The sequence below is a fragment of the Bradyrhizobium ottawaense genome, from assembly GCF_002278135.3.
Lineage (GTDB): Bacteria > Pseudomonadota > Alphaproteobacteria > Rhizobiales > Xanthobacteraceae > Bradyrhizobium > Bradyrhizobium ottawaense.
Map to the genome: position 1 here is coordinate 2,385,357 of NZ_CP029425.2, position 19,135 is coordinate 2,404,491.

At 65.2% G+C, this 19,135-nt stretch carries 21 protein-coding genes; 6 read left to right on the forward strand and 15 right to left on the reverse strand.

Translation table 11 applies throughout. The features are described 5' to 3' along the window. Window positions 1–2 precede the first annotated feature (2 nt). Together CIT37_RS11330 and CIT37_RS11335 are read right to left on the reverse strand one after the other, a co-directional pair. On the reverse strand, window positions 3–764 hold the full coding sequence (locus tag CIT37_RS11330; RefSeq protein WP_028145511.1) for an ABC transporter permease: 762 nt from the start codon (window positions 762–764) through the stop codon (window positions 3–5). Beyond that, window positions 761–1,684 carry an ABC transporter ATP-binding protein gene (locus CIT37_RS11335; protein ID WP_028145510.1) on the reverse strand — a complete coding sequence of 308 codons (924 nt, stop codon included), beginning with the start codon at window positions 1,682–1,684 and terminating at the stop codon, window positions 761–763. Before CIT37_RS11335 ends, CIT37_RS11330 begins: the two co-directional genes overlap by 4 nt. Before the next feature lie 290 nt (window positions 1,685–1,974). Between CIT37_RS11335 and CIT37_RS11340 the strand changes: the two genes are divergently transcribed. Then, window positions 1,975–2,697, forward strand: coding sequence for a hypothetical protein (locus CIT37_RS11340; RefSeq protein WP_038947663.1), 723 nt, complete (start codon window positions 1,975–1,977; stop codon window positions 2,695–2,697). 30 nt (window positions 2,698–2,727) lie between these two features. Here the strand turns inward: CIT37_RS11340 and CIT37_RS11345 are convergent, their stop codons facing one another. Further along, window positions 2,728–3,906 carry a cytochrome P450 gene (locus CIT37_RS11345; RefSeq protein WP_038947662.1) on the reverse strand — a complete coding sequence of 393 codons (1,179 nt, stop codon included), beginning with the start codon at window positions 3,904–3,906 and terminating at the stop codon, window positions 2,728–2,730. Between the two features lie 14 nt (window positions 3,907–3,920). Then, entirely contained in the window at window positions 3,921–5,105 is a 1,185-nt protein-coding gene (locus CIT37_RS11350; RefSeq protein WP_244611226.1) for an ABC transporter substrate-binding protein, read from the reverse strand. 26 nt (window positions 5,106–5,131) lie between these two features. On the opposite strand from CIT37_RS11350, the gene CIT37_RS11355 reads away from it, so the two are divergent. Further along, window positions 5,132–5,623 (forward strand): MarR family winged helix-turn-helix transcriptional regulator, encoded by a 492-nt coding sequence (locus CIT37_RS11355; protein ID WP_095426081.1) that lies wholly within the window; start codon window positions 5,132–5,134, stop codon window positions 5,621–5,623. 177 nt (window positions 5,624–5,800) lie between these two features. Next, on the forward strand, window positions 5,801–6,739 hold the full coding sequence (locus CIT37_RS11360) for a LysM peptidoglycan-binding domain-containing protein (RefSeq protein ID WP_038971234.1): 939 nt from the start codon (window positions 5,801–5,803) through the stop codon (window positions 6,737–6,739). Window positions 6,740–6,793: 54 nt separating this feature from the next. Here CIT37_RS11360 and CIT37_RS11365 read toward each other — a convergent pair whose 3' ends face one another. Beyond that, the gene (locus CIT37_RS11365; protein WP_028145504.1) at window positions 6,794–7,867 is read right to left on the reverse strand and encodes a tartrate dehydrogenase; all 1,074 of its coding nucleotides are present in this window, start codon (window positions 7,865–7,867) and stop codon (window positions 6,794–6,796) included. 146 nt (window positions 7,868–8,013) lie between these two features. Here CIT37_RS11365 and CIT37_RS11370 point away from each other — a divergent pair, with 146 nt between their 5' ends. Next, complete coding sequence (locus CIT37_RS11370; RefSeq protein ID WP_095426082.1) at window positions 8,014–8,931, forward strand: LysR family transcriptional regulator; 918 nt, start codon at window positions 8,014–8,016, stop codon at window positions 8,929–8,931. 37 nt (window positions 8,932–8,968) lie between these two features. Beyond that, window positions 8,969–9,793 carry an aspartate dehydrogenase gene (locus CIT37_RS11375; protein ID WP_038971229.1) on the forward strand — a complete coding sequence of 275 codons (825 nt, stop codon included), beginning with the start codon at window positions 8,969–8,971 and terminating at the stop codon, window positions 9,791–9,793. Window positions 9,794–9,797: 4 nt separating this feature from the next. Here CIT37_RS11375 and CIT37_RS11380 read toward each other — a convergent pair whose 3' ends face one another. The 9 genes from CIT37_RS11380 to CIT37_RS11420 form a co-directional block, all read right to left on the reverse strand. Further along, window positions 9,798–11,102, reverse strand: a complete 1,305-nt coding sequence (locus tag CIT37_RS11380; protein WP_095426083.1) for a PQQ-dependent sugar dehydrogenase — start codon at window positions 11,100–11,102, stop codon at window positions 9,798–9,800. A gap of 143 nt (window positions 11,103–11,245) precedes the next feature. Continuing rightward, window positions 11,246–11,455: a hypothetical protein gene (locus CIT37_RS11385; protein WP_038947653.1), complete on the reverse strand. Its 210-nt coding sequence runs from the start codon at window positions 11,453–11,455 to the stop codon at window positions 11,246–11,248. Between the two features lie 248 nt (window positions 11,456–11,703). After that, window positions 11,704–12,330, reverse strand: coding sequence for a methyltransferase family protein (locus tag CIT37_RS11390; protein ID WP_028145499.1), 627 nt, complete (start codon window positions 12,328–12,330; stop codon window positions 11,704–11,706). Between the two features lie 27 nt (window positions 12,331–12,357). Next, entirely contained in the window at window positions 12,358–13,389 is a 1,032-nt protein-coding gene (locus CIT37_RS11395) for an NAD-dependent epimerase/dehydratase family protein (RefSeq protein ID WP_095426084.1), read from the reverse strand. A gap of 28 nt (window positions 13,390–13,417) precedes the next feature. Continuing rightward, window positions 13,418–13,936 carry an Mpo1 family 2-hydroxy fatty acid dioxygenase gene (locus CIT37_RS11400; RefSeq protein WP_028145497.1) on the reverse strand — a complete coding sequence of 173 codons (519 nt, stop codon included), beginning with the start codon at window positions 13,934–13,936 and terminating at the stop codon, window positions 13,418–13,420. Between the two features lie 172 nt (window positions 13,937–14,108). Further along, window positions 14,109–14,780, reverse strand: coding sequence for an OmpA family protein (locus CIT37_RS11405; protein ID WP_038947650.1), 672 nt, complete (start codon window positions 14,778–14,780; stop codon window positions 14,109–14,111). Next, window positions 14,780–15,193 carry a hypothetical protein gene (locus tag CIT37_RS11410; protein WP_038947649.1) on the reverse strand — a complete coding sequence of 138 codons (414 nt, stop codon included), beginning with the start codon at window positions 15,191–15,193 and terminating at the stop codon, window positions 14,780–14,782. The genes CIT37_RS11405 and CIT37_RS11410 overlap by 1 nt, the downstream gene beginning before the upstream one ends. Before the next feature lie 88 nt (window positions 15,194–15,281). Further along, complete coding sequence (locus CIT37_RS11415) at window positions 15,282–15,569, reverse strand: type II toxin-antitoxin system HicB family antitoxin (RefSeq protein WP_038947648.1); 288 nt, start codon at window positions 15,567–15,569, stop codon at window positions 15,282–15,284. A gap of 9 nt (window positions 15,570–15,578) precedes the next feature. Next, window positions 15,579–18,194: an ATP-dependent helicase gene (locus CIT37_RS11420; protein ID WP_038947647.1), complete on the reverse strand. Its 2,616-nt coding sequence runs from the start codon at window positions 18,192–18,194 to the stop codon at window positions 15,579–15,581. Between the two features lie 236 nt (window positions 18,195–18,430). On the opposite strand from CIT37_RS11420, the gene CIT37_RS11425 reads away from it, so the two are divergent. After that, complete coding sequence (locus CIT37_RS11425) at window positions 18,431–18,604, forward strand: DUF1328 domain-containing protein (RefSeq protein WP_018319670.1); 174 nt, start codon at window positions 18,431–18,433, stop codon at window positions 18,602–18,604. Window positions 18,605–18,620: 16 nt separating this feature from the next. Here CIT37_RS11425 and CIT37_RS11430 read toward each other — a convergent pair whose 3' ends face one another. After that, on the reverse strand, window positions 18,621–19,127 hold the full coding sequence (locus CIT37_RS11430; RefSeq protein ID WP_095426085.1) for a thioesterase family protein: 507 nt from the start codon (window positions 19,125–19,127) through the stop codon (window positions 18,621–18,623). Window positions 19,128–19,135: the final 8 nt, after the last annotated feature.

The window sequence follows — 19,135 nt, forward strand, 5'->3', positions numbered from 1 at the left end:
CGTCAATTCTTCAGCCGATACCCCGTCCGAAAAATCCACCAGATCACGACGAGACAGATCACCAGGAACGCCGTCGTCATGCCGACGCTGACGGACATGCTGACGTCCGCGATCTCGTAAAAGCTCCAGCGGAAGCCGGAGATCAGATAGACGACCGGGTTGAGCATCGCCACCGTGCGCCAGGTGGGCGGCAGCATGTCGATGGAATAGAAGCTGCCGCCGAGGAAGGTCAACGGCGTCACCACCAGCATCGGGATCATCTGCAGCTTCTCGAAGCCGTCGGCCCAGATGCCGATGATGAAGCCGAACAGGCTGAACGTCACTGCCGTCAGCACCAGGAAGGCCAGCATCCAGATCGGATGGTGGATATGCAGCGGCACGAATAATCCGGCGGTCGCCAGGATGATCAGGCCCAAGATGATCGACTTGGTCGCGGCGGCGCCGACATAGCCGAGCACGATCTCGAAATAGGAGATCGGTGCCGACAGGATCTCGTAGATCGTGCCGGTGAATTTCGGGAAGTAGATGCCGAACGAGGCGTTGGCGATGCTCTGGGTCAGCACCGAAAGCATGATCAGGCCCGGCACGATGAAGGTGCCGTAGCTGACGCCCTCGACCTGGCTGATGCGAGAGCCGATCGCGGCGCCGAACACCACGAAATAGAGCGAAGTGGAGACCACAGGCGAGACGATGCTTTGCAGCAGCGTGCGCCAGGTGCGCGCCATTTCGAACAGATAGATGGCGCGGATGGCGCGGTGGTTCATGACGTCCTCACGAGATCGACGAAGATGTCCTCGAGCGACGATTGCGTCGTGTCGAGATCGTTGAAGCGGATGCCGGCGGTGCGGAGATCGCCGAGCAGGCTGGTGATGCCGGTGCGCTCGCCCTTGGTGTCGTAATCGTAGACCAGCGTCGCGCCGGCATCGCAGAGCTCCAACTCGTAATGCCCAAGGCTCTCCGGCAGCGCGTCGAGCTTGCCCTGCAGATGCAGCGTCAGCCGCTTCTTGCCGAGCTTCTGCATCAACGTCGCCTTGTCCTCGATCAGCACGATCTCGCCCTTGTTGATGACGCCGATGCGGTCGGCCATTTCCTCGGCTTCCTCGATGTAATGCGTGGTGAGGATGATGGTGACGCCGGACTGCTGGAGGGTGCGCACCACTTCCCACATGCCCTTGCGCAGCTCGACGTCGACGCCGGCAGTGGGCTCGTCCAGGAACAGGATCTGCGGCTCGTGCGATAGCGCTTTGGCGATCATCACGCGACGCTTCATGCCGCCGGAGAGCGTGATGATCTTGTTGTCCTTCTTGTCCCACAGCGAGAGGTCCTTCAGCACCTTCTCGATGTGATCAGGATTCTTGGGCTTGCCGAACAGGCCGCGGGAGAAGCTCACGGTCGCCCACACGCTCTCGAAGGCGTCGGTGTGCAATTCCTGGGGCACGAGGCCGATCAGCGAGCGCGCCTTGCGGTAGGAGGTCTGGATGTTCTCGCCGCCGACCAGAACCTTGCCTTCACTGGGGTTGGCGATGCCGCAGATGATCGAGATCAGCGTGGTCTTGCCGGCACCGTTCGGGCCGAGCAGCGCAAAAATCTCGCCCCGCTTGATGTCGAGATTGATGTTCTTGAGCGCCTTGAAGCCGGACCCATAGGTCTTCGACAGGTTGGCGACGGAGATGATGGAGGACATGGATGGCCGTCAGGCTGAGGGGGCAAGGTCTGGGGAGGGAGGCTGGAACCTGCCGGGAAGGGCGGGTCAGCGGAGCCCTGAGATAAGAACGCCTTTGCCGGGCCGCAATTGGCGAGAGAAAAATGGTCTCAAAACAGGCCCTTCGGTGGCAGGTTTCGGGCAGGTGTTGCGCGATGGTCACGGGCTGTGGCTAAGATTGCCATTCACGCGGCTCTTTGTTGCGTCTGCGAGCAGGCCATGGCTACGATTCCGACCAATCGCAAAGCGTATTGTCCCCAGGGAAAAGATCGATGAGACCGAACGGCCGTCACACCGCCGGCGTCAGCCAATTGTCCGCCCTCCGTGTATGGGCGATGGGCCTGCTCCTGCTGTCAGCTGTTGCCATCAGCCCGACCACGGCCCGGGCGGCCCCGAGCCAAGCCCAGGTCGCGACCACGCATGTCTATCTGCTCCGCGGCGTGCTCAACATCTTCTCGCTCGGCCTCGACACGATCGGCGCCCGGCTCCAGGCGCAGGGCATCCCGGTGACGGTCGCCAACTTCGTCTCCTGGTCCTCGCTCGCCGATGAAGCCGCGACCGCCTACAAGGCCGGCCGGCTCAAGACCATCGTCCTGGTCGGCCATTCCTCCGGCGCGACCGCGCTGCCCGACATGATCGCGAAACTCAACCGGCTGGGCGTGCCCGTGAAGCTCGCGATCGGCCTCGATTCCGTGTTCAAGACCAAGCTCTCGACCGGCGCGGAGCGTTACATCAACATCTATATCGGCGACGGCCCCGGTGAGCCGGTCAAGCGTGCCGACGGTTTCCGCGGCAAGCTCGACAATGTCGACGTGCGCGGCACCGGCGTCGGCCATATCTCGATCGACAAGAACGAGGCGATCCAGCGCCGCGTCATCGCCGAGATCGACGCCGCCATCATGCGCTCGCGCGCGCCGGCGGCGGTCCCGGTCGCCGAACCTGGCGCACCGCGGCAGGCGCGCTCGGCGGCCGCAACGGCGCCGGCAAGGAACTGAGCCGTCGCATCCTCCCCCGCGTGATGCCGCCTAAGCGGGCGTCACGCGGACCGGCATGCTCTCCAGCCCGCGCAGGGAATTGTTGAGCCTGCGTTTCGGCTCCGCCGTGAGCTCGATGGTCTTCACGCGCCTCGCAAGCTCGCTGAAGATCAATTCGCCTTCCAGACGCGCGATCATCTGACCGACGCAGGCGTGGATGCCTGCGCCGAAGCCGACATGGCCGGTCGCGGTCCGTTCGACCTCGAAGCGATCGGCTTCGTCCCATCGGGCCGGATCGCGGTTGGCGGAGGCCATGAACAGCAGCACCTTGCGGTGTGCCGGGATCACGCCGCCGCCGATCTCGACGTCGCGCGAGGTGGTTCGAAAGAACGTCTGCACCGGTGAATCGTAGCGCAGGCCTTCCTCGAAAGCGTTGCGCGCCAACTCCGGCCTGTGGTGGAGCTTGCGGTATTCATCCGGATGGGTGGCGAGCGCGAGCAGGGTGTTGCCGATGCCGTTGACGGTGGTGTCGATCCCCGCCGTGAGGAACGGCCGCACCAGATGCGTCGCCTCGTGCTCGGTAATCTCGCCGTCGTCGGCTGCCTGGTAGATCATCATGCCGAGGCTGTCGGGCCGCAACGCATCTCGTGCGCAGCAGTCCATGATCCAGCTCTGGGCGGCGAGGCCTTCCTTGCGTGAAGCCGCTAGCATCTCGTTCTCGGGGCCAAAGCTGTCGAACACGAATGTGCTCCAGGCCAGCAGCTTCTCGCGGCCGTCCGCCCGGATGCCGATCGCATCCGGAAACACCTTCATCGGATAGGCTTCGGCAAGATCGGTGACGGCATCGAACGTGCCTTTGTCGATCAGCTCCGTGACCTTCTTCTCCGCCTCCTGCTGAAACGTCTCGCGCAGCTTCCTCGCGACGCCCGGAGACAGCGTGCGGCCGAGGACCCGCCGGCCCTTGTCGTGATCGGGCGGATCGATCTGGAGCGTCAGCGGCTTTGGCAGCGCAGGGTTCATCCCGTTGAGCCCGACGCCCTCGCCACTGATGAACGTCTTCCAGTCCTTCAAGGCCGGCTCGACCTCGCCATAGCCCGCCATCGCCCACACGCCGTAACGCTCCAGCGCGAACACGGGCCCGAGCGCGCGTAGCGCCGCATAGGCAGGATAGGGGTTCAACAGGAAGTCAGGCGCAAACGGGTCGACCTGACTGGAGGCGATGCCGCTCATGGTCAGCTCCGCTTCTATGGTTTGCTGAGCGGGCACTGGCCATCGCTCTCCGAGCGGAACGCGTCCTCGCCCTTGATGGTGGCGACGACCTTCAGCAGATCCCACGCCGAGGTCGATTCCTCGGGCGACTTGACCTGCAACAGGTAGAGCGGGTGGATCTTGCGTCCGTCCTTGCGGATATAGCCATTGCCGAACAGAACATCGTCGGTCGGCATCTCCTTCATTGCGGCGACGACGGCCTTGCCATCCTTGGCGCCTCCGACCTTGTCGACCGCCTTGAGATAGTGAATGACCGAGGCATAGACGCCGGCCTGCATGTCGTTCGGATAGGCCTTCGAGGGAATCCGTTCGGCGAAGCGTTTTGCGAAGGCCCGCGTGCCGTCGTTCAGATCCCAGTAGAACGGGTTCATGATCTGCGCGCCTTGCGCGAATTTCAGGCCCAGTGCGGGAAGCCCGTTCATGCCGAGGATCAATCCGACCAGCTTGTGGTCCTTGGTCAGTCCGAACTCGGCGGCCTGCTTCATCGACGTGATGGTGTCGTCACCGGCATTGGCGAAGCCGACGACGTTCGCGCCCGACGCCTGGGCCTGTAGCAGGAAAGAGGCGTAATCGGCCGTTCCCAAGGGATGCCGTACGCTGCCGAGCACCTCGCCACCGGCCGCTTTCACGGCCTCCGCAGCCTGCTTTTCCAGATCATGACCGAAGGCGTAGTCGGCGGTGATGAAGAACCATTTCTTGCCGCCCTGCTGGACGATCGCCTTGCCGAGACCGCGGCCGTAAGAATAGGTGTCGTAGGTCCAGTGCACGGTGTTCGGCGTGCATTTCTCGCCGGTCAGCAGCACTGTTCCGGCGCCCGATCCGACGAAGACCTTGTTCTTCTCGGCGCTCATGCCGGCCACCGCAAGCGCGATCGACGAGTTCGGGAGATCGAAGATCGCATCGACGCTGTCGTTCTCGTACCAGCGCCGCGCGATGCCGATCCCGATGTCGGTCTTGTTCTGGTGGTCGGCCGCGACGACCTCGACCGGCTTGCCGGCGGCCTTTCCGCCAAAATCCTCGACGGCCATTTTGGCGGCAACGACCGAGCCGATGCCCTGGTAGCTCGCGAACGGACCCGACTGGTCGTTCAGGATGCCGATAGGCGGTCTTGGTGCCGCTGAATAATAGTTATATTTTATAACTATTTTTGAGAGTGTCAATTCGGCCGTCCCTGGGATTGAGAATCATGAGCCCGAAGCCTCTAAGCGGAGCCAAATCCGCTCCGCAAAAGTCCGCTCAGCAGACGGAGAAATCGCTGGACCTGCGCGCGCTCCAGCGCACCCCCGGCTTCATGCTGCGCCTGGCGCAGCTGAGATTCTTCGAGGGCTTCTACGAGGAGTTCGCCGCCTTGGGTCTGACGCCCGCGACCTATGCGATCTTCGCCGTCATTCGCGACAATCCGGGCGTTCCGCCGAGCAGCCTCGCCGGCCTGCTGCGGCTGCGGCTGCCGAACCTGATCAAGATCCTGAACGAGCTGGAATCATCCGGCTTCATCAAGCGCAACCGCTCGAAGTCCGATCGCCGCGCCGTCGAGCTCATGCTGACGCCGAAGGGCGCAAAGCTCATTGCGGAGGGTGCAAGGCTGACGGAGCCCTATAATCGGAAGATGCTGGCGCCGCTCAGCGAGGCCGAGCAGCGCACGCTGCTCGAATTGTTGAACCGGATGCTGCCATTTTAGCCGTTCGCGCGCGAGGACTGGGGCCAATCGTCGCAAAGTCCGGTCGCGCCGCCAGGCGTGCGGTGAGAGTTCGCACTCGGAGGAGATAGCCGGTTCCGTGCCCCAAATTCCACCCAATCGGCCGTCACTAAGCCGGCGGGGGAGGTGATCGCCTCCCGTCGTGGGACTGCTGGATTGATGATTGATTTGAGGCGACTAGTCGCGCTGGCAGCCGTTGCGCTGCTCGCCCTGAGCCCCGGCATGGCCGCCGCCTCACCTGCCAAGTCCAAGGCCACCGCGGCCGCACCCGCCGCGCCGCCGCCTCCGCCGTTCGAGCCGTCGCCGCCGCCGAACGTCTATCTGTTCCGCGGCGCCATGGGCCCGATCTTCTCGACCGGCATGGACCGGCTCGGCGAGAAGCTGACACAGGCCGGCTTTTCCGCCGATGTCTACGAATTCACCCTCTGCCGGTTCATCGGCAACCGCGTCATCGCCAGCTACAAGGAGAAGGCGGCGCCGATCGTGCTGATCGGGCACTCCATGGGTGGTCTGTGCTCGATCGTCATCTCCGAGATGGCGGCAAAGGAGAGCATCCCGATCAGCCTCGTCATCGCCATCGATCCCGCGCATGCGACCGGTGACGTGCCGCTCAATGTCGAGCGCTTCATCAACATCTTCCTGTCCGATAGCGTGCTCGGCGGCGGCGACGTCGTCGCGGTCCCCGGCTTTCGCGGTCATTATGCGAGCTACGATCTGAAGGAAAACAGCCGCGTCTCGCACATCAACATCGAGAAATCCGACGACATCCATCGCCAGATCGTCGAGATGGTGACCCAGCTGCCGCGCATTCCGCCGCAGACCCAGGCCGGTGCCGTGCCGCTGCGTTATCTGGTGCCTGCGGATACGCTGGTCGAATTGTGGGATAGTGGCGTGCGGGTGCCGGTGCGGCGCGGCGACACCATGGAGAGCATCGCCGCCGCCAATCGCGTGCCGCTGTGGACTCTCGCGCAGAGCAACTCGCTTGCAGAGAACGCGCAGCTCACGCCCGGACAGACCATCATCGTGCCGCGCCATCTGGCACCGCCGGAGCCGGCCGCCGCGATGGCGACGCCGGCTCCTCCGGCGGGGCGGAGGTAGTTAATTCACACCCGTCATGCCCGGGACAAGCCCGGCCATGACGTCGAGGGGCGATCACACATTCGAGCCGTTGATCGCGTCGATCACGGCATCCGTCACTTCCTTTGTCGTCGCCTTGCCGCCGACATCCGGCGTCAGCACGCCCGCCGCGCAGACGCGCTCGACCGCCGCCATCAGCCTTGAAGCGGCGTCCTTCTCGCCGAGATGCTCGAGCATCTGCGCGCCGGTCCAGAAGGTCGCGACCGGATTGGCGATGCCCTTTCCGGTGATGTCGAAGGCCGAGCCGTGGATCGGCTCGAACATCGAGGGGAAACGGCGCTGCGGATCGATGTTGCCGGTCGGCGCCACGCCGAGGCTGCCGGCCAGCGCGCCGGCGAGGTCGGACAGGATGTCGGCATGGAGATTGGTCGCGACGATGGTGTCGAGGCTTTTCGGATGCAGCGTCATGCGCACCGTCATGGCATCGACCAGCATCTTGTCCCAGGTCACGTCGGGGAATTCGGTCGCGACCTCGGCCGCGATCTCGTCCCACATCACCATGCCGTGGCGCTGCGCGTTCGACTTGGTCACGACGGTCAGGAATTTGCGCGGGCGCGACTGTGCGAGCTGGAACGCATAGCGCATGATGCGGGTGACGCCGACGCGGGTGAAGATCGCGACCTCGGTGCCGACCTCTTCCGGCAGGCCCTTGTGGGCGCGGCCGCCCATGCCGGCATATTCGCCCTCCGAGTTCTCGCGCACGATCACCCAGTCGAGATCGCCGACACCGACATTGCGCAGCGGCGAGGCGACGCCGGGCAAGATCTTGGTCGGCCGCACATTGGCATATTGGTCAAAGCCCTGGCAGATCGGCAGGCGCAGGCCCCACAGCGTGATGTGGTCGGGCACATCAGGCGCGCCGACCGCACCGAAATAGATCGCGTCGAACTTCTTCAACTCGGTGAGGCCGTCGGCCGGCATCATCACGCCGTGCTTCTTGTAATAGTCCGAACCCCAGTCGAACGTCCTGACGCTGAAGGCGAGGTCGCCGCTGCGTTTTGCCAGCGCCTCCAGCACGCGGATCCCGGCCGAGATCACCTCGGGGCCGATGCCGTCGGCGGGAATGGCTGCGATCGAATGAGTGCGCATGAGAATGCTCCGTGTGAGAGATCGCGCCGGCATATCTGGCTGTCTGCGTCGCCAGCGAATCTAGACGGGAGTGCAGGGCGGATTCAATTGGCGCTGGTTTATACAAAAAAATGATATAATCCTCGCGAGGCGAGAGGATTTGCGGAATGGAATTGCATCAGCTCCGGTGCTTCGTGGCGGCGGCCGAGCAGCTGCATTTCGGCCGGGCGGCGCAGCAGCTCCAGATGCTGCCTTCCGCGCTTGGCCGCCAGATCAGGCTGCTGGAGGAGGATCTGGGCACGCGGCTGTTCGCGCGGACGACGCGTGCAGTGTCGCTCACCGAGGACGGCGCGACGCCGCTGCGCGATGCCCGCGTCATCCTCGCCAAGGTCGAGGCGGTCGAGAGCAATCTGCGCAACCGCTCCCGGGCGGGGACTGCGCGGCGGCTCCGGATCGGCGCCATCGACAGCGCAGCCGCCGGGTTGCTGCCGCCGCTCTTGCGCGACTTCCGCGCCAAGCATCCTGACATCGCGGTGCAGCTGCTCGAGGACAAGACCATCCGGTTGCTGCCGAAGATCCTGACCGGCGCGCTCGATCTCGCCTTCGTTCGCCGGCCCGATCGTGCGGACAAGCGCCTCGAATTCCGCGATCTGCTTCAGGAGACCGCGATCGTGGCGTTCCCGCAGCGGCACGCGCTGGCCGCGCGCAAGTCGATTAAGCTGGCCGACATCGCCGACGAGGCGATGCTGGTGCCGGACCGCCGCTCCCGGCCGCACAGCCATGACCTCACGATCAAGCTGTTCGAGCAGGCAGGCCTGACGCCGCGCATCGTGCAGGTCGCCGACGAGAAACAGACCATCATCAACCTGGTGGCCACGAAGCTCGGAGTTGCGATCGTGCCGCGCTGGACGGCGCGCATGGCGGTCACGGGCGTGCGCTTCGTGCCGCTGCGGCCAAGGCAGAGCGGGCCGGTCGGCCGGCTGCCGCTCGCCGCCGCGTGGCTGCGCGGCTCGCGCGATCCGGCCCGCGATGCCATGCTGGCGGTGCTCGAGGCGCGCCTGCGCAGCTATGCGCGGGAGGCGTGAGGGGCTATGACGGAAGCTCGGACCTTAGGTGAGTGCGATGACTGAACAGAGAGCTTCGAGCGAGTTGCGGGTCGCCATCGCCGGGCTGGGCTCGATCGGCACGAAGATCGCGACCGCGCTCGATCAGGGCATTGAGGGACTGGCGCTGTCGGCCGCGGCTGTGCGCGATCCCGCCAAGCATCAGGTCTTCATCGGCGGTCTGCGTCATCCGCCGAAGATCCTTCCGATCGATCAGCTCGGCGAGGTCGCCGACATCGTGGTCGAGTGCGCACCGAGCAGCCAGTTGCGCGCGATCGTCGAGCCCGCCGTGAAGCGCGGCAAGGCGGTGGTCGTCGTGAGCGTCGGTGGCCTGCTCGACAATTTCGATCTCGTCGATCTCGCCCGCGCCAATGGCGGCCGCATCATCGTGCCGACCGGCGCGTTGATCGGGCTCGACGCCGTCAACGCCGCCGCAATCGGCACCATTCATTCCGTGAAGATGGTGACGCGCAAGCCGATCGACGGGCTGAAGGGCGCGCCCTTCATCGTGCAGAACAAGATCGACATCGACAATCTGCGCGAGCCGCTCAAGCTGTTCGAGGGCAGCGCACGCGAAGCGGCGAAGGGCTTTCCGGCGAACGTCAATGTCGCCGTTGCGCTGTCGCTGGCGGGAATAGGGCCCGATCGTACCGAGATCCAGGTTTGGGCCGACCCGACCGTGACGCGCAACGTTCACCGCATCGAGGTCGAGGCGGATTCGGCGCGGTTCTCGATGGGCATCGAGAACATCCCATCCGAAAATCCAAAGACCGGCCTGATCACCGCGCTGTCGGTGATCGCGCTGCTGAAGAAGCAGCGCGCCACGCTGTGTGTGGGGACGTGATCCTTTACGCGCCCGTGACGCGCCAGATCACGTTGCCGACGTCGTCCGCCATCAGCAGTGATTTCTTGTCGGGGCCGATCACGACACCGACCGGGCGGCCGTAGGATTCCTTCTCGTCCGGGGACAGGAAGCCCGACAGGATGTCGCGACCGGGGCCGGACGGCTTGCCGTTCTCGAACGGGATGAACACCAGCTTGTAGCCGGACAGCGTGCTGCGATTCCACGAGCCGTGCTGGCCGATGACCATGCCGTCGGGGAAGCCCGGCAGCGTGCCTGCGGGCATCCAGCACAGGCCGAGCGAGGCGGTGTGGCCGCCGAGCGCGTAGTCCGGTTGAAGCGCCTTGGCGACCATCGCAGGATCCTGCGGCACGCGGTCGTCCACCGTCTTGCCCCAATAGCAATAGGGCCAGCCGTAGAAGCCGCCGTCGCGCACCGACGTCAAATAATCCGGCGGCGTCTCGTCGCCGAGCCCGTCGCGCTCGTTGACGACGGTCCAGAGCACACCCGTATTCGGCTCCCACGCAAGCCCGACCGGGTTACGCAGGCCCGCGCCGAAAATGCGGTGCGTGCCGGCAACGAGGTCGAGCTCGTAGACCGCGGCGCGGCCTTCCTCGACCTCCATGCCCATCTCGGCGATGTTGCTGAGCGAGCCGACGCCGGCATAGAGCTTCTTGCCGTCGGGGCTTGCCAGCAGGCTGCGGGTCCAGTGTCCGCTTGGCTTGAACGTCGTGAGCCGCTTGCCCGGCGCGGTGATGCGGTCGGCACCCCCGACATAGGGAAACGCCATCACGCCGTCGGTATTGCCGACATAGAAGGTGTCGCCGACCAGCGCCATGCCGAACGGCTGGCTGAGATTTTCCATGAAGGCGCCGCGTTGCTCGGCGACGCCGTCGCCGTCCGTGTCACGCAGCAGCGTGATGCGGTCGGCGGACACGCCGAGCGCCGCGGCGCGCCGCATCGTTGCCTGCATCGCGTAATGAAACACGCTGCGCGGTGCGCCCGCGATCTGCGTCGCCTCCGCAATCAGCACGTCGCCATTGGGCAGCACCTCGATCCAGCGCGGATGGTCGAGCCCGGTCGCGAACGCGTTGACCTTGAGCCCGGGAGCGACCGTCGGCTTCTGGCCCTCGCTCCAGCCGCGCGCGGTCGGCATCTTCAAGGTCGGGATCGCGCCTTGCGGCTTGGCTTCGGGAATGGCGGGCTTCTCTCCCCAGGCCGGCGCAGGCACGGTGCCCGACAGCTTCCGCCATTGCAGTGCGACGCCGCCGAGGAGCGCAACGAACTGCGCAAAGATGCTGGAGAAGGTCATGAGAGGGCCCCTGTTTGCGCGCGCATCCAACTGGCTGACGGGGCAGACGTCAACCTGTGCGGGGCGCCGGCCGGGCCTATTCCCGCGGAATGGCAGCCGATCGATTTTGCATGGGACGAACGCTGGCGGGGCTTGCCCGGAGATCAGCGAGGGATCTGCCGCTCCAGTCGCCGTGCCGCACGAAAATCGTCGAGGTGATGGATGTTCGGCACCAGCGCGGCCTCCTTGGACAGCAGATGATAGACCCGCGCCACCGTGCGCTGCTTCTGCTTCGGTCGCCCGCGCGGCAGCGCCCGCGCCTTGCGGACAGCGGCGATCGCATGCTCGCGAAAATAATCGTAGGCGTCCGACATGGCTCGATGCTCGCGCAGGTGGCAGCTGTCGAGGGATAACGGGCTTGGGGAGGGGCGGTTCCTTGGTGCGTCCAAGCACGCGCTTGGTGCCCCGGACGCAGCCCAGCGCGTCTTCGCGGTGCGATGCAGAGCCGGGGCCCATCTCACCGCCATGTAGTACGTCGCTATCTGGGTCCCGGCTCTGCGCAGCAACGCCAAGGGCGTTGCAGCGCGTCCGGGACACGAGAGTGAGGCGAGCTGCTAAGCCCTCACCGCGGCGACAGGAACGGGATGATCATCGGCACGCGCCGGCAATAGGCGCCGTAGGCGTCTTCGCCAAGCTCCTTGGAGAGGAACACCTCTTCCATCCGGCCCTTTTGCCACATGCCGAGCGAGATCAGGATCGCGCCGAGGATCGCGGTGACGGTGCCGACTGCGATGCCGGTGGCGAGCATGCCCGCGATCAGGCCGGTGTAGATCGGATGGCGCACGATGCCGTACGGCCCGGTGTCGACGACGCGGTGGTCTTCTTTGTGGGTGATGGTGTTCGACCAGAACTTTCCGAGATGCAGCCGTCCCCACCAGGTGAAGGAGATGCCGGCGAGCACGATCAGCGCCGTGATGTAGACAGCGGTATTGCTGAACACCCAGAGCGGCTTCTCACCGAGCACTTCCGCGGTCCACGGCGTGAACAGGATGCCGCCGACCAGGATCGGGATGCGATAGCGGCCCGACTCCAGCGTCAGCACCTGCTTCTGGGTGCGGCCCTGCCAGAACGAGGCGCCGACCCAGCTGGCGAGCCAGGCGAGCCAGATCAGGGCGAGCAGTTGCGTCGGCCAGGTCGTGGTCCAGCCACCCCAGGCGACAGAGAGAAGCTTGCTGAAATCGAAGGACATGAAGGTTCTTTGCGTTGGGCGGCGGCTTCAGCTCGCGCGCGAGGAGAGCGCGTGATGCTTGATGGCGCCGGAGGGCTGCTGGCCGTTGCGGGCGAGCAGATGGGTGATGGTTTCGCGCAGCACGGGCTCGATCGGACGCGGCGCGTAACCGAGCTCGGTGCGCGCCTTGCCGATCGAGAGGTCGCTCGCGGCGAGCGCAATGCGCACGCCCTCGGCGGTGCCATTGGGCGGCCGCCGCGTGACGCGATCGGCGAGGTATTCGAGCATGATGCCGGAGAGCTCGGCGATCTTGCCGGGCACGACGACCGGGAACTGCCGGCGGCCGCTCATCGCCGACATCATCCGCAGGATGTTGCCGAGCGGGACGCAGTCGCCGCCGAGGATGTAGCGCTGGCCGATGCGGCCGCGCTCCATGGTCAGCACGAGGCCCATGGCCACGTCGCGGACGTCGACGAGGTTGACCAGGAAGTTGAGATGCGGCTGCACCTTCTTCTGCAGGAAGTACCACAGCATCGCCGTCGGCGGCGTCAGATTGTGGTCGGCCGCGCCGATCGGCATGGTCGGCGTGCCGATCACGAGCGGAAAGCCGCTGGCCGCCGCTTTCGCGGCATGATGCTCGGCGAGCGACTTCGACCGCGTATAGGCGCCCGGCATCGCGTCGGCCGGCTGTAGCGCCTCTTCGGCGGCTGCGCCTTTGAGGTCGGAATAGGGGAACAGGATCGATTCCGTCGAGCAATGCAGGAAGCGCGACACGCCGCGCTTCATTGCGGCCGCGAGCACGATTTCGGTGCCGCGACAGTTGACCTCGTGAAAGTCCTGCTTGTTGGCGACCCACATGCCGGGCAGGCCGGCGAGGTGATAGACCTGATCGACCCCGGCGATCGCAGTATCGACCGCTGCGCCGTCGAGCACCGAGCCGTGGACGAATTCAACGTCCGCGTTGGCCGCGGCCGGCGCGCGGACATCGAGAACGCGCACCCGCTGCCCACGGGCGCGGAGCGCTTCGACGAGGTGATGTCCGATGAAGCCACTGCCACCGGTAACCAGTACGAGAGCCATGCAGAAGGTTGCTGTTTCGCGTCTAGAGCTATCGGGTTGAAAGGGAATTGGCCGGAAGAGGCGCCAGAATCGCGGCAAGGTCGCGACGGAAGCCCAATGCAATGAATAATTTTGCCATCACGAACATCGGTCCAAGCAAAAGATGCGAAGGAAAAGTGAACAACGAGGCTTCGCGGCCCTCAAAAACCTTGTGACCGATGGCCTGCGCGGCGAGGCCGAGCGCCACCAGCGCGGCGAAAATCGCCCACATCGTCGCGGTGCCGACTTGCGCCGCAACGGTCGTCGCAACGGAAAACAGCACGATCGAGACCGCCAGAATGCCGATCCCGAGCGCCACATCGAGCAGCAGCCAATATATCAGGACCGGCAACGCCAGGATCACCGCGAGGCTGACATCGAAACCGAACAGCGGAAGCCTGACCAGCGTCAGCGGCATCACGGCGCCGGTGAACAACAGGAGAATACCGACCACATGCATCGCCGTGTTCCGGGGGTCGCGATGGTACTCGACATAAACGGCAAGTTGGCGCTGAAAATAGCCACCCATTTCGGTCTCATGCAGCACGGGGTCGGGGAAGGGCGAACAGAGGCTATAGCACTGGACCGGGCGGTGCACAAACCGGCGCTTTTGTCGCGTGAAACCGCATTTGTGCGCCCCGAACAGGCTACAAAACGATCGGGACTTCAAAGGGTTCCGTCGGGTGCGAAGTTGCGTTTGCTCAGCGCTTCTTGGCGGGCTTTTTCGCCGCAGGCGCAGGCGCCGCAGCCGGATGCGCAGGCGCCTCCTCGGGCACCTTGGCGTAGGTCAGGATCTGCAACTGGCCGTTGACGGCCGAGGTCGGCTTGGCCCGGTCGAGAAACTGCTCCTCGCCGAGCCCGATCGGATGCAGCCGCTTGGTCGAGATCTTGAACGTGTTCACCAGCACGTCGCGGATCGCGTCGGCGCGGCGCTGGCTCAGGATCGCGTTGGCCTCGCGCGTCTTCGAGTTGGATTCGACGTGGCCGACGATCAGGAACGTGTAGGGCAGCAGCGAGGAATGAACCAGCGCGTCCGCGATGCGGCCGACGGTCTGGTAGGAGGCCGGCTGGATGATCGGCGTGTCGGCATCGAACTGGATCTGCGCGTTGAAGGCGGGCAGCTTGGCGAGATCAGGCGCGATCGGCGGCCGGTTCACCGGACCCGGATCGTTCTTGATCCTGGCCTTGGCGCGCTCCATCACCTGCTGCTTCAGCGCGGGAAGGTCGACCTCGGCGGCTTCTTCGAAATGGTTGAGCTTGCCGACGATGTCGTCGCGGGTCGGCGCCGCCGTCTGGGCGACGGCAGTGCCCGCGAGCAAAGCGAGGCCGAGCGCGACCGCAGTTCCGGCAATGAAAAGCCTGCTCGCGCGCATCAGCGGTACCCCGCGTCGTCGACGGCTTTCAGGCAGTTGTTGCTGATGCCCTTGGGCGTCGAAACCAGGCAGGGGATCGACTTGCTGGTCTCCTTGGTCGAGCCGCCGCAGACCTTGACGATCTCGCGCTGGCAGGCGTTCGCCACCGTGACGCGCGCGGCGACGCGCTTCTGGATGGCGTCGAACGCGCCGAGATAGTCGCTCGCGCATTGCTGGGACAGCACGTCGCGGTTGCGCGACAGGCACTCCTTCAGGCGGGTCGAATCCGGGTTGACGCCGCGGCAATTGGCGACGATTTCCGCACCGCAGCTCTTGGCCAGGAGCCCGATCGAATCGCCAAAGCTCATGGTCTCCGCCGCGCTAAGCGACGGCATCCCCAATGCCAGCAAGATCAGTGCGATGCCCCGGACCATGGTTGCATCTGATACGGGGAAGTTCGGGCTGGTCAAGGGCTGTTCGGACGAGAACTGTCGAAGGCCCGGCGAGTGCGGCGAACAGTCCTCACTCGTCGGCGTCTTCACGGGGCGGCCATTCGATCAGGGCGACCGTGTGTTTCCTGAGGTCGTCGGCGAACTCAGGCTCGGCCTTGAGCTCGTCCAATGTTCTGGGCGGAGGAAGCTGCCGGCCGTCCGCGATCAGCTCCTGCGCATAGAAGGCGAGTGCCTCGGGTGCACTCTCCAGGGCCTCCTCGACATCGTCGCCGCCGGAAATGCAGCCGGGCAGGTCGGGAAACCACAGGCTGACAGCGTCGGGATCGGTGTCTTCGATGATGGCAACATACTGAGCCATATCGGGCGCTCACGCCCGCTGCACAAAGCTGTCCACGACCTTCTTCTCGCCGGCCTTGTCGAAGGCGATGGTGAGCTTGTTGCCGTCGATCTTGGTGACGCGTCCGTAGCCGAATTTCTGGTGGAAGACGCGGTCGGACAGCGAGAATTCGGAAGTTGTGCCGGTGGATTTGGCGACCAGCTCGCCCTCGATCGTCAGGGGACCGCGGCGGCGCGAGGAGAAGCTGCCGAAGTCGGGGCCTGATGACGAGGAGGATGAGAACGTCGCAGCCTCTTCCTCGAAGCCGCCGCTTCTAACGCCGCCGCCACCGCCGCCATTGCGGCCGCCGCCCCGGTTGCGGTTGGCCTGCGCGCGCTGCCAGCCCGGCGTCGAATAGGTGGAGCCGAATGCCTCCATGTCGTCGAAGCGTGAGGCGCCGTAGCCGCCGGTGCCGCCCCAGGCCGAGCCGCCCTTGGATTCGGTGATCTCGACATTGGCCGCCGGCAGTTCGTCGAGGAAGCGCGACGGGATCGTGGTCGACCAGGTGCCGTGGATCCGGCGGTTGGTGGCGAAATAGATCATGGCGCGGCGGCGGGCGCGGGTCAGGCCGACATGGCCGAGCCGACGCTCCTCCTCGAGGCCGGCGCGGCCCTGTTCGTCCAGCGTGCGCTGGCTCGGGAACAGGCCCTCCTCCCAGCCGGGCAGGAACACGTTGTCGAATTCGAGCCCCTTGGCCGAATGCAGCGTCATCAGCGACACCGCGTCCTCATCGGCGCCGCTGTCGCGGTCCATCACCAGCGAGATGTGCTCGAGGAACCCTTGCAGGTTCTCGAACTCCTCCATCGAGCGCACCAGCTCTTTCAAATTCTCCAGCCGGCCTGCGGCGTCCGCCGAACGGTCCTTCTGCCACATCTCGGTATAGCCGCTCTCGTCGAGCACGATCTGGGCGAGGTCGGTGTGCGCGGTGACCTCGCGCTGGGCGCGCCAGCGGTCGAACTGGGCGACGACCTCGCGAAGCGAGCCGCGTGCCTTCGGCTTCAGCTCGTCGGTCTCGACTACGGCGCGCGCCGCTTCGAACAAGGGAATGCGGCGCTTGCGGGCGTGGTCGTGCAGCATCTGCACGGTAGCGTCGCCGAGGCCTCGTTTGGGCACGTTGACGATACGCTCGAAGGCGAGGTCGTCGGCCGGCGAGTTGATGACGCGCAAGTACGCCAGCGCATCGCGGATTTCGGCGCGCTCGTAGAAGCGAGGGCCGCCGATGACGCGGTAGGGCAGGCCGAGCGTGACGAAGCGGTCTTCGAACTCGCGCATCTGATAGGAGGCGCGCACCAGGATCGCGATCTCGTTGAGCTTCTCGCCCTTGCGCTGGATCTGCTCGATCTCCTCGCCGATGCCGCGGGCTTCCTCTTCCGAATCCCACGAGCCCGTTACCGTGACCTTCTCGCCGTCCTGGTCCTCGGTGCGCAGCGTCTTGCCGAGCCGGCCTTCATTGTGCGCGATCAGGTGCGAGGCGGCGGCGAGGATGTGGCCGGTCGAGCGATAGTTGCGCTCCAGGCGAATGACCTTGGCGCCAGGAAAATCGTGGTCGAAGCGCAGGATGTTGTCGACCTCGGCGCCGCGCCAGCCATAGATCGACTGGTCGTCGTCGCCGACGCAGCAGATGTTCTTGGTGGGGGGCGTCTGCTCCCTCGCCCCGCTTGCGGGGAGAGGGTCGGGGTGAGGGGGAGTCTCCACGAGCGCGGTGCTCGGAGAGTCCCCCTCACCCGCCGCGCTTTGCGCGTCGGCCTCTCCCCGCAAGCGGGGAGAGGCGAAGGACGGGGACGACGGCGCCTGCGACAGCAGCCGCAGCCACAGATATTGAGCGACGTTCGTATCCTGGTACTCGTCGACCAGGATGAATTTGAAACGCTGCTGGTACTGCCTGAGAATATCCGGATGCTCGCGGAAGATGCGGATATCTTCCAAAAGCAGATCGCCGAAATCGGCCGCGTTCAAAATCTTCAGCCGCTCCTGATAGCTCGCATAGAGCTTGCCGCCCTTGCCGTTGCCGAACATGGCGGCTTCGCCTGACGGCACCTGCGACGGCATCAGGCCGCGGTTCTTCCAGCCGTCGATCAGGCCGGCGAGCATGCGTGCTGGCCAGCGCTTGTCGTCAATGTTCTCGGCCTGCAGCAGCTGCTTCAGCAGCCGCACCTGGTCGTCGGTGTCGAGCACGGTGAAGTTGGACTTGAGCTGCGCCAGCTCGGCATGGGTGCGCAGGATGCGGCCGCCGATGGAGTGGAAGGTGCCGAGCCACGGCATGCCCTCGACGGCATGGCCGAGCATCTGGCCGAGCCGGTGCTTCATCTCGCGCGCCGCCTTGTTGGTGAAGGTCACCGACAGGATCTCGGCGGGGCGGGCGCGGCCCTGGCTCAGGATATGGGCGATACGCGTCGTCAGCACGCGCGTCTTGCCGGTCCCGGCGCCGGCCAGCACCAGGACCGGGCCGTCCAGCGTCTCCACGGCCTCGCGCTGCTCCGGATTGAGCCCGGACAGATATTTCGGGCCCACCGAGGCGCGCGCACGCGCGGCAATGCCGCCGGCTGCGGGTTGGTGGTCGGGGACGTTCTGGGACGTGATCTTGCTTGGCTCGGTCATGCGAATCATTGGCCCCACGATGGCACCGCGGGGTGGCGGAAGGGAGCCTTCTAACAGGGATGGTGCCTATATGGGGCGGCGGAATGAGGTTTTCCACGTGCGCGGCAGGCCAATTTGTTCCTGCGGGCCTTTCGAATTTCCACCCTGCGCGGATCGGAACCATCGTTCCCGCCTCGAGATTGTCTGGGCAGGTGGCGCGGCCAGCCGCGCCAAACGCAGACAGACATCAAGACGAGGATTTTACCATGCTTGGCTGGGTTGTGACGTTTCTGGTTATCGCATTGATCGCCGGCATCCTGGGCTTCGGCGGCATTGCCGGCGCCTCGATCGAGATCGCCAAGATCATCTTCTTCATCGCGGTCGTTCTGTTCCTGGTCTCGGCCGTGGTCGGCCTGGCCCGCGGCCGCAACAGGGTCTAGTGCGCCGGATCACGCGCTACCGCCTCGAGGGCATCGCCACGTTGCGGCCGATGGCCTCGGGGCGCGAGACCGCGCTGTGGGCCTTTGTGACCGCAGCGATGCGCTCGCTTATATCCGGCGGAAAAGGCGCAACCTTGCGCGAGTTCATGTCCATATGAAGCGACATGTTCTCGGACGTCGCCGACAGCCAGCCTTCGCTTGCGTGCCGCATCTCCTCGAACGTGTGCAGCCGCTTGTCGTCGGCCTCCAGCAGCCAGACCAAGATCTGCACGGGATCGCCGAGGTGGATTTCGCGCAAGTAACGCACGTGGCATTCGGCGGTGAAGGTCGAGCCGTGGCGTTCCTTCATGTAAGTCGGCCCGATGCCGAGCTCGGCCCAGAGCTGGTCGATCGCGCGGTCGAACATCACGTTGTAATAGGCCATGTTGAGATGGCCGTTATAATCGATCCATTGCGGCTCGATCTGCATGATCGAGGCGCGGAATGGCTGTGCTTGGGGCGCTGAGGCGGCAGTCTCCGGCATGTTTTCTT

Excerpts from the sequence above, each read along its gene's own strand:
- CIT37_RS11330 (WP_028145511.1), bottom strand. The coding sequence starts at position 764 with ATGAACCACCGCGCCATCCGCGCCATCTATCTGTTCGAAATGGCGCGC.
- CIT37_RS11335 (WP_028145510.1), bottom strand. The coding sequence starts at position 1,684 with ATGTCCTCCATCATCTCCGTCGCCAACCTGTCGAAGACCTATGGGTCC.
- CIT37_RS11340 (WP_038947663.1), top strand. The coding sequence starts at position 1,975 with ATGAGACCGAACGGCCGTCACACCGCCGGCGTCAGCCAATTGTCCGCC.
- CIT37_RS11345 (WP_038947662.1), bottom strand. The coding sequence starts at position 3,906 with ATGAGCGGCATCGCCTCCAGTCAGGTCGACCCGTTTGCGCCTGACTTC.
- CIT37_RS11355 (WP_095426081.1), top strand. The coding sequence starts at position 5,132 with ATGAGCCCGAAGCCTCTAAGCGGAGCCAAATCCGCTCCGCAAAAGTCC.
- CIT37_RS11360 (WP_038971234.1), top strand. The coding sequence starts at position 5,801 with ATGATTGATTTGAGGCGACTAGTCGCGCTGGCAGCCGTTGCGCTGCTC.
- CIT37_RS11365 (WP_028145504.1), bottom strand. The coding sequence starts at position 7,867 with ATGCGCACTCATTCGATCGCAGCCATTCCCGCCGACGGCATCGGCCCC.
- CIT37_RS11370 (WP_095426082.1), top strand. The coding sequence starts at position 8,014 with ATGGAATTGCATCAGCTCCGGTGCTTCGTGGCGGCGGCCGAGCAGCTG.
- CIT37_RS11375 (WP_038971229.1), top strand. The coding sequence starts at position 8,969 with ATGACTGAACAGAGAGCTTCGAGCGAGTTGCGGGTCGCCATCGCCGGG.
- CIT37_RS11380 (WP_095426083.1), bottom strand. The coding sequence starts at position 11,102 with ATGACCTTCTCCAGCATCTTTGCGCAGTTCGTTGCGCTCCTCGGCGGC.
- CIT37_RS11385 (WP_038947653.1), bottom strand. The coding sequence starts at position 11,455 with ATGTCGGACGCCTACGATTATTTTCGCGAGCATGCGATCGCCGCTGTC.
- CIT37_RS11390 (WP_028145499.1), bottom strand. The coding sequence starts at position 12,330 with ATGTCCTTCGATTTCAGCAAGCTTCTCTCTGTCGCCTGGGGTGGCTGG.
- CIT37_RS11395 (WP_095426084.1), bottom strand. The coding sequence starts at position 13,389 with ATGGCTCTCGTACTGGTTACCGGTGGCAGTGGCTTCATCGGACATCAC.
- CIT37_RS11400 (WP_028145497.1), bottom strand. The coding sequence starts at position 13,936 with ATGGGTGGCTATTTTCAGCGCCAACTTGCCGTTTATGTCGAGTACCAT.
- CIT37_RS11405 (WP_038947650.1), bottom strand. The coding sequence starts at position 14,780 with ATGCGCGCGAGCAGGCTTTTCATTGCCGGAACTGCGGTCGCGCTCGGC.
- CIT37_RS11410 (WP_038947649.1), bottom strand. The coding sequence starts at position 15,193 with ATGGTCCGGGGCATCGCACTGATCTTGCTGGCATTGGGGATGCCGTCG.
- CIT37_RS11415 (WP_038947648.1), bottom strand. The coding sequence starts at position 15,569 with ATGGCTCAGTATGTTGCCATCATCGAAGACACCGATCCCGACGCTGTC.
- CIT37_RS11420 (WP_038947647.1), bottom strand. The coding sequence starts at position 18,194 with ATGATTCGCATGACCGAGCCAAGCAAGATCACGTCCCAGAACGTCCCC.
- CIT37_RS11425 (WP_018319670.1), top strand. The coding sequence starts at position 18,431 with ATGCTTGGCTGGGTTGTGACGTTTCTGGTTATCGCATTGATCGCCGGC.
- CIT37_RS11430 (WP_095426085.1), bottom strand. The coding sequence starts at position 19,127 with ATGCCGGAGACTGCCGCCTCAGCGCCCCAAGCACAGCCATTCCGCGCC.